This window comes from Rathayibacter rhapontici (assembly GCF_001995175.1).
Classification (GTDB): Bacteria; Actinomycetota; Actinomycetes; order Actinomycetales; family Microbacteriaceae; genus Rathayibacter.
In genome coordinates, this window is record NZ_MUKN01000115.1 from 1 (window position 1) to 2,831 (window position 2,831).

Consider the following 2,831-nt stretch of genomic DNA (forward strand, 5'->3'; position numbering starts at 1 on the left):
GCGACCCCGCGGCGACGCAGGCGCTCGCCGCCCTCGCACTCCGCCGGGCCGGGCTGCGGCCGCGCTGATCCGCGCCCGCCGCTGACCCGCGCCGCATCCCGCGCGGACCCGCAGGACCACGCCCCGTCCCCCGCAGGGATGACGGCGCGACCACCCTCGGGCGACGCCCGCGACGCGGCCCGCTCCGTAGCGTCGAGGACATGCAGAACCAGACCTCCACCGTTGTGGCGCGCGTCGAGAACGTGCGCAAGCTGTACGGCAGCACGCCCCCCGTCGTCGCCCTCGACGGCGTCACCCTCTCGATCCAGCGCGGCGAGTTCACCGCCGTCATGGGTCCGAGCGGCTCCGGCAAGTCCACCCTCATGCACGTCCTCGCCGGCCTGGACACGGCGACCGACGGACGGGTGTTCCTCGGCGACACCGAGATCACCGGCCTCGGCGACGCCGAGCTGACGCTGCTCCGCCGCCGCGAGGTGGGCTTCGTCTTCCAGGCGTTCAACCTGATCCCCACGCTCGACGTGCGCGGCAACATCCGCCTGCCGTTCGAGCTCGACGGCCGCCGTGTCACCGCCGACGAGGAGGCGTGGATCGCGAGCCTCATCGAGTCCCTGGGGCTGCGCGACCGCCTCACCCACCGGCCCTACGAGCTCTCCGGCGGACAGCAGCAGCGCGTCGCCATCGCCCGCGCGCTCGCCACCCGCCCGCAGCTGATCTTCGCCGACGAGCCCACCGGCAACCTCGACTCGCGCACCGGACGGGAGGTCCTCACGCTGCTGCGGGCCTCCACCCGGGAGTACGGCCAGTCCATCGCGATGGTGACCCACGACCCGATCGCGGCCGCGTACGCCGACCGCATCGTGTTCCTCCGCGACGGCGCCGTGGTCGACGACCGCCGCGGCATGAGCGCCGAGGAGGTCTCGCGCGCGATGCTCGAGATGGAGGCCGCGGCGTGAGCGGCGTGCGCACGGGCTCGCGCCAGGGCGGAGGAGCGATCGTCACGGTCGCGGCCCTCTCGGCCGCGTTCGGCGGCGTGCTCGTCATGGTCGTCGCCGACATGGTCGCCGCGTTCGAGGCGGCCGGCCTCGACGGCATCGAGCAGGCGGCGACGACCCTCGGAGTCGTCGGCGCGGTGTTCTTCGGCATCGCCGTCTTCGTCGGCGGCATCGTCACCTCGAACGCCGTCTCGACGGTGATCGCGGGGCGCACCCGCGAGATCTCGCTCCTGCGCCTACTGGGCGCCTCCGGTCGCTCGCTGCGCACCGAGGTGGTGCGGAACGGCCTGGTGCAGGGGGTGCTCGGCGCGGTCATCGGCCTCGTCGCCGCCGTCGTGCTCGTCGCGGCCGGCGCCGAGCTCGCCATCGCCACGGGCACGTTCTCGCGCATCGACTACCCGCTGGTCTCGCCGGGCCTGGTGCTGCCGGCCGCCGCGGTGATCGCGTCGACCGTGATCGCGTCGTGGGGCGGATCGCGGCGGGTGCTGTCGGTCTCTCCGGCCGAGGCCGCCGGATCCGCCGCGGAGCCCCGCTACGACGAGCTGCGCGGACGCCGCGGACGCAACGCCCTCGCGATCGTGTGCGTCGTCCTCGGCCTCGCCCTCCTGGGAGGCGGCGTCGTGGTCGGGCTGATCAGCCCCAACGGGGTGCTCCTCGGACTGGTCGGGGGCATGGTCTCGTTCACGGGCGTGATCCTCGGCGCCCCCGTGCTCCTGCCTCCGCTGACCTCGCTGGTCGGCCGGGCGTTCGGCGGAGGTCCCGTCGCCCGCCTCGCCTCGGCCAATGCGATCAGGAACCCCGCCCGCAGCGCCCGCGCGGTCATCGGGCTGGTGATCGGAGTGACGCTCGTCACGATGTTCGCAGTCGCCGCGGCGACGTTCGGCACCATCATGCGGATGTCCGAGGACATGGAGCCCGAGGTCTTCGCCGCGCTCGACCAGTTCGTCTCGGTCAGCACCGCGATCATGAGTGTCCTGCTCGGCTTCTCGGTGCTCCTGGCCGCCGTCGGCATGGTGAACACCCTGTCGCTCAGCGTGCTGCAGCGGCGTCGCGAGCTGGGGTTGCTCCGCGCCCTCGGCTTCACGGGATCGCAGGTGCGCTGGATGGTCGTGCTCGAGGCGGCGCAGATGGTGATCGCCGCGGCGCTGCTGGGCCTCGTGCTCGGCGTCGTCTACGGCTGGAGCGGGGCCATCGCGATCTTCGGCTCGCTGCCCGGCATCGGCCTCGTGCCGCCCACGATCCCGGTGCCGATCCTCGTCTCGGTGGTGGTCGTCGGCGTGCTGATCACGGTCGTCTCGGCCGTGCTCCCGGCCCGCCGCGCGACGACGGTCTCGCCGGTCGCCGCGCTCGCCGTGGCCTGACCGGGACCCGCATCCACCGGCAGGACGGAGGATGGGGATCTCGATACGGCCGCGAGCGGCCTGCTCGATCAGCAGGGTCCCCTCGCTGGTCGAGTAGCCGCGCAGCGGCGTATCGAGACCCGCATCAACCCGCAGTGAGGCGGACGTGGATCTCGATACAGCCGCTGCGCGGCTCACTCGATCAGCGAGGATGCTCGCGCGCCCCGGGTCACACCACCGAGAAGCCGGGCGGGAGACCCTCGCGCCCGCTGACCGCCATCAGGAACTCCTCCGCCCGCCCGGCTCTCGCCGCGAGGGACCCCGCCAGGGCGCAGGCCGCCTCGAGCGCGGGGCCGGGCAGACCGTGGGGCACTCCCGTCGCCCGCGACAGGTCGACGGAGTGCACGACCAGCTCCAGCACGCGCGTGCGGAGGTACTCGTCGAGCGCGAGGGCGTGCGGCCCCACCGCGACGAGCCGGCCGGGCGGCTGCTCGGCGAG

Annotated in this window: 2 protein-coding genes and 1 pseudogene; 2 read left to right on the forward strand and 1 reads right to left on the reverse strand. The window is 73.8% G+C overall.

Annotation, left to right across the window (positions count from 1 at the left end):
* Positions 1-200 precede the first annotated feature (200 nt).
* Positions 201-953: an ABC transporter ATP-binding protein gene (locus tag B0T42_RS18815; protein WP_077224491.1), complete on the forward strand. Its 753-nt coding sequence runs from the start codon at positions 201-203 to the stop codon at positions 951-953.
* Entirely contained in the window at positions 950-2,353 is a 1,404-nt protein-coding gene (locus B0T42_RS18820) for an ABC transporter permease (RefSeq protein WP_236720419.1), read from the forward strand. The genes B0T42_RS18815 and B0T42_RS18820 overlap by 4 nt, the downstream gene beginning before the upstream one ends.
* A 208-nt stretch (positions 2,354-2,561) precedes the next feature.
* Here B0T42_RS18820 and B0T42_RS20355 read toward each other — a convergent pair.
* Positions 2,562-2,831: pseudogene (locus tag B0T42_RS20355) on the reverse strand (mycothiol maleylpyruvate isomerase); the annotation flags it as partial.